At 63.9% G+C, this 4,824-nt stretch carries 5 protein-coding genes and 1 pseudogene; 4 read left to right on the top strand and 2 right to left on the bottom strand.

Annotated features, from left to right (window positions below; genetic code table 11):
• The first annotated feature begins 83 nt into the window (after positions 1 to 83).
• The 4 genes from VFH65_RS00710 to VFH65_RS00695 all read left to right on the top strand — a co-directional run bounded on the left by VFH65_RS00710 (position 84) and on the right by VFH65_RS00695 (position 3,629).
• On the top strand, positions 84 to 791 hold the full coding sequence (locus VFH65_RS00710) for a GntR family transcriptional regulator (RefSeq protein WP_353319201.1): 708 nt from the start codon (positions 84 to 86) through the stop codon (positions 789 to 791).
• 127 nt (positions 792 to 918) lie between these two features.
• Positions 919 to 2,301, top strand: a complete 1,383-nt coding sequence (locus tag VFH65_RS00705) for an MFS transporter (protein WP_353319200.1) — start codon at positions 919 to 921, stop codon at positions 2,299 to 2,301.
• A complete protein-coding gene (locus tag VFH65_RS00700; RefSeq protein ID WP_353319199.1) occupies positions 2,298 to 3,272 on the top strand; it encodes an L-idonate 5-dehydrogenase in 975 nt (324 codons plus the stop codon). Before VFH65_RS00705 ends, VFH65_RS00700 begins: the two co-directional genes overlap by 4 nt.
• An 81-nt stretch (positions 3,273 to 3,353) precedes the next feature.
• Complete coding sequence (locus tag VFH65_RS00695) at positions 3,354 to 3,629, top strand: hypothetical protein (RefSeq protein ID WP_353319198.1); 276 nt, start codon at positions 3,354 to 3,356, stop codon at positions 3,627 to 3,629.
• Positions 3,630 to 3,701: 72 nt separating this feature from the next.
• Here VFH65_RS00695 and VFH65_RS00690 read toward each other — a convergent pair whose 3' ends face one another.
• The gene (locus tag VFH65_RS00690) at positions 3,702 to 4,016 is read right to left on the bottom strand and encodes an antibiotic biosynthesis monooxygenase family protein (protein ID WP_353319197.1); all 315 of its coding nucleotides are present in this window, start codon (positions 4,014 to 4,016) and stop codon (positions 3,702 to 3,704) included.
• A gap of 238 nt (positions 4,017 to 4,254) precedes the next feature.
• Positions 4,255 to 4,824, bottom strand: a pseudogene (locus tag VFH65_RS00685) (DUF2993 domain-containing protein); the annotation flags it as partial.

Genomic DNA, 4,824 nt, shown 5'->3' with positions numbered 1-4,824 from the left:
CGCGCCGACGATCTTCATGCTTACATACAAGCTCTACCGAGCAATGTCTGTCAACAGCCGAGGTATTCCAATAAACTGTCGCCATGACGACGCCGCCGCAGGGTTCGAACCGGGAACGCGTGTACGCCGAGCTGCGGCGACGCATCGTGACCCTGGACCTGGCGCCTGGCGCTTCCTTGTCGGAGAACGAACTGGCCGCTCAGCTCTCGGTCAGCAGGACTCCGGTTCGCGAGAGCCTGATTCTGCTCGCCGACGAGGGGCTGGTGCAGATCTTTCCCAAGCTTGGTTCCTTCGTGGCCAGGATCGATCCCGAGCGGGTGGCTGACGCGCAGTTTGTGCGCGAGGCGATAGAACTCGCCAATATCCCGACGGCGGTGGAGCAGGCCGACGGCGCCGCGATCACCGAGCTGCGTGAATTGATCGCCGTCCAGCGCGAAACCACCGACGTGAACACATTCTTCGAGCTCGACGAGCAGTTCCACCGGATGCTGCTGGCGGCCGGCGGCCATGGAAATGCCTGGCGCACGGTGGTGGCGGCCAAGGCTCATCTGGATCGGGCCCGGCGCCTGGGCATGATGGGCGAGAGTTCGATCCAGGCGTTGACCGATGAGCACGAGGCCGTAGTCGACGCGGTGGACGCCCGCGACAGCGACAAAGCCGCTACGGCGCTGCGCAGCCACCTGCGCAAGGTCTTCACCGACATCGGGAAGATCCGCGAGCGCTCGCCCGAGCTGTTCGCCGACGGCACCGCCAGCCGGCCAACGCGCCGCGTTGTCGCCGTCTGGCAGTAAATCCCATCGCCGTACCGCCCGATGAGGGTGGCCTTGTCGAAATCAAGTGTTGACAAGAGCTGGCTCTCAGAGCTTGTATGTAAGTGAACCGGCTCACATCGATACTTCCCACGAGCAAGGAACAGCGATGACCCACAACCTCGAGGCGCCGCCATCCGGCGCCGCACCGCGTACGACCAGCGATCTGACCAAGGCCGCGGTGTCCGGGTGGCTCGGAACCGCGATGGAGTTCATGGACTTCCAGCTGTACTCGCTGGCCGCCGCCATCGTCTTCAACAAGATCTTCTTCCCGGACGTCAGCCCGGCGATCGGCCTGATCGCGGCGATGGCCACGTACGGCGTCGGTTATGTCGCGCGGTTGGCAGGCGCGATCTTCTTCGGACGCATGGGCGACCGGATCGGTCGTAAGAAGGTCCTTTTCATCACCATCGCGCTGATGGGCGCCTCCACGACGTTGATCGGTGTGCTGCCCACCTACGCGATGATCGGCATCTACGCACCAATCCTGCTCGTGGCTCTGCGGCTGATCCAGGGCTTCGGCGCGGGCGCGGAGATCGCTGGGGCGACGACCATGCTGGCCGAGTACGCACCACAGAAACGACGTGGCCTCATCGCGTCGCTCGTGTGTCTCGGCACAAACTCGGGCACGCTGGCCGCTTCGGGAATTTGGGCGCTGCTGCTCGCGGTGCTCAGTGACGAGCAACTGCTGAGCTGGGGCTGGCGCATTCCGTTCCTGCTGAGCTTCGTGCTGATGCTGTTCGCGGTGTGGCTGCGACTGAACCTCAAGGAAAGCCCCGTTTTCGAAGAGCGTCCCGACGTCGTGGACGGCGTGGCGCTTTCGCGTGACGAACTGGAAGCCGCGGCCGCCGCTAAACACGAGAGTGTTCTGGAAGCCGGGTTGCGCCAGCGCAAGGGTAAGGCCTTCCTCGTCGCGCTGGGCTTGCGGTTCGGCCAGGCGGGCAATTCGGGCCTGGTGCAGACGTTCCTGGTCGGATACATCGCGTCGACGTTGATGATGAACAAGTCTGCGGCCACTAGCGCGATCATGTACGGCTCTCTTGTCGGCTTCGCCACTATCCCGATCGTGGGTTGGCTCGGCGACAAGTACGGACGTCGACCGATCTACATCGTGCTCACCACGTTGACCGCACTGCTGGCGTTCCCACTCATGCTTGGTGTGACAAGCGGCAGCAACGTCGTGATGGTGCTGTCGATGATGATTGCGCTCAACATCGGTGTGCTGGGCCTGTTTTCGCTGGAGAGCGTGACGATGGCAGAACTGTTCGGTTCGCGCACCCGGTTCACCCAGCTCGCGCTCTCCAAGGAGATCGGTGGAATCCTTGCCACCGCAATCGGTCCCGTCGTCGCTGCCGGCTTGACGGCCGCGACCGGAAGCTGGTGGCCGATCGCGGCAATGCTGGTTGTGTACTCGCTGATTACCTTGGTCTCGGCGGTACTCGCGCCGGAGACCCGTGGTCGCGATCTCGTACAGCTCGAGGATGCGCTGTGAAAGCCGTTGTGGTGCACGGTGCCAACGACCTTCGGGTCGACGACCTCCCCGACCCGGTGCCCCGGGAAGGGGAGGTTCTCGTCGCGATGGAGTGGGGCGGTATTTGCGGATCCGACATCTCGTACTGGCGCAACGGAGCCTCCGGAACGGCGGTGCTCAAGCATCCATTGGTGCTCGGACACGAAGTGGCGGGACACATTGCGGGTGTCGGCGCAGGAGTCAGTGGCTTCTCTGCGGGGCAGCGCGTAACGATTCATCCGGCGACAGCAGCGGGCGGATACTTCGGGTCTGCCGCATTCGATCCTCATACGGACGGCGGCTTCTCTGAGATGAGAGTCGTTCGGGCCGAACAGGTTCGGGCGCTTCCCGACGGCGTCGAAACTGAGTGGGGTGCTCTTGCGGAACCGCTTGCGGTGGCGATGCACGCGGTCAACCGAGCGGGCGATGTGCGCGGCCGCGAGGTCTTGGTGAATGGGGCGGGGCCCATCGGATCATTGGTGGTGGCCGCGGCGAAGTACGCCGGAGCCGCGAGCGTGGTGGCGGCGGACGTGGCCGACGCTCCGCTGTCGATTGCGAAGGCGATGGGCGCCGACGCTGTGGTCAACGTGGGTGCGGGCGAGGAACTCCCATCGGATGTCGGGCTGGCGTTCGAGGCGTCGGGAGCGCCGCCGGCGCTAGGGGCGGTGCTGCGCGCCGTCGCGCGAGGCGGCGCGGTGGTGCAGGTCGGGAACCTGCCGGGCAAGGCGGTGCCCGCGAACCTGGGAGACCTGGTGACGCGGGAGATCACCTGGATCGGGTCGTACCGGTTCGTCGACGAGATCACCGACGCCGTCGCGGCGATGGCGAACGGGCTGGATGTGTGTCCATTGATCACTCATCGCTATCCGATAAACGAAGCAGCGGAAGCGATTGCGGTAGCGGCCGACCGCAATAGCGGCAGCAGCAAGGTGCTGATTCAGCTCGGTGGCTAACTCGGTGGATAACAGGCGCCGCCGGTGGGACGATAAACCTATTGCGAAGAGTCGTGAGCGCCTTGCCGTTATCGCCATTGCGTGGCAAGCCGCCTTTCTTGGCAGCGGCGAGGCAGCCAGCTGAAGAAGGAGTTCACGATGAACATGAAGAAGATCGCAGCCGGAGCAGTTGTCGCCGGGGCGCTCGCCTTCGGATCGATAGGTATTGGTGCTGGTCAGGCGAGTGCTGATGACGATTGGTGGTGGTGGGAGCCACCTGGGCCTGGTCAGTTTGTCCCGTCACCTGGGCATATCGGCCAGCTCCCGTTCGTGCCTCCGCCGGGACACTGGGACAAGCCCTGGAAGTGGTGGAAGTAGTGCTAGAAACGATGGCCGCCTTGCGCAAGTGAGGCGGCCATTGTCTTGTCTGCAGTCCGCGCCGGAGGGACATCACCCGGCCTGGGCGGCCGCAACCTCGAAATGGGAGACCGTGGTCTCGCGATCCACGAGGTATTCGTCATCCTCGGGGTAGAACACGGCGGCCTCGATATCGGATCCCGCGAACCCGATGATGGCAGCCCGGGACTCCCACCAACTGACCGTAAGGACTTCCGTTCGACCATCTCCCAGGTCTTTCGTCCACATCTGGCAGCCAAGGTTGCCCGGCGTCGCCGCGTACTCACGCAAACCTGTGCCGTTGATGTACGCGACGTAGGCGTTCGCCTGCTCGGTCCGAACCCAGCCTCGCCACATCCGAGCGATCATGACCATCTCCTCGACGACGCCGGTCTCCTGCCCACAGCGATGGGACCCGGCTCGGTGTTTGGGTCTCGGGCGTCCGGCATCCCAAGGATTGGCGCATATTATTGCCCGATTGATCGGGATCGTGAAGGTTCTAAATCACGTCATCACTTCGGGGTCCCACCTAAGTTGTGCGAGCTAGCAACTTTGTAGTCGCGTAGGCGCTCGCCGCATTCGCCCGGCCGCGCCATTGCTCGCCGGCCTATAGGCGCGCGAAGCAGGGGTCCTGGTTGTTCTTGTTCCCTTGGCTGCCCCGGTCGCTTTCGTTGCCCTGCGGGATCGGTGTGTCGCGGGCCGAATAATGCGCTGTCACACCGTCATAGGTGATCTGCACGCTGTCGGCATGGATATCGAGCGGGTAATTCTCGGTGAGACGGGTGGTGAACTCGTCTAGCGCCGACTGCACCGTGTCGCTGGGCAGCAACAAACCCAGCCCGGTGACATCGACCACCTGCAGCGCCACTCGTCCGTCTATAACCTGCGGACTGGTGGTGACACTGCCCAGGTTGCCCCGCAGCTTGATGGTGCCGTCGTCCGGGTTGGTCTGGACCGCGGTGACCAAGCCACGCAACGGCGAGATCGCTTCCTGGATGCTCTGCCTCATGCCGTCGGCAGACCAAGTGATCACGGCGTCTAAAGCTCCCACGGTGCCGATGGCGTCGGCATCGCCATCCAGCCGGACATCATCGATTCGCACATCGGCCTTCATGCCTCGGGCGTTGCCGATCCGATTGCCGGCCGTGTGGATCGAGATGTTCCTGTAGTGGCCGGT

This window comes from Mycobacterium sp., from assembly GCF_035697385.1.
Taxonomy (GTDB): Bacteria; Actinomycetota; Actinomycetes; order Mycobacteriales; family Mycobacteriaceae; genus Mycobacterium.
The sequence above is the reverse complement of the archived record's forward strand: the minus strand, read 5'-3'. Positions and strand labels throughout refer to the sequence as shown.

Coding starts and splice junctions, on each gene's coding strand:
- VFH65_RS00705 (WP_353319200.1), top strand. CDS start 919: ATGACCCACAACCTCGAGGCGCCGCCATCCGGCGCCGCACCGCGTACG.
- VFH65_RS00710 (WP_353319201.1), top strand. CDS start 84: ATGACGACGCCGCCGCAGGGTTCGAACCGGGAACGCGTGTACGCCGAG.
- VFH65_RS00690 (WP_353319197.1), bottom strand. CDS start 4,016: ATGATCGCTCGGATGTGGCGAGGCTGGGTTCGGACCGAGCAGGCGAAC.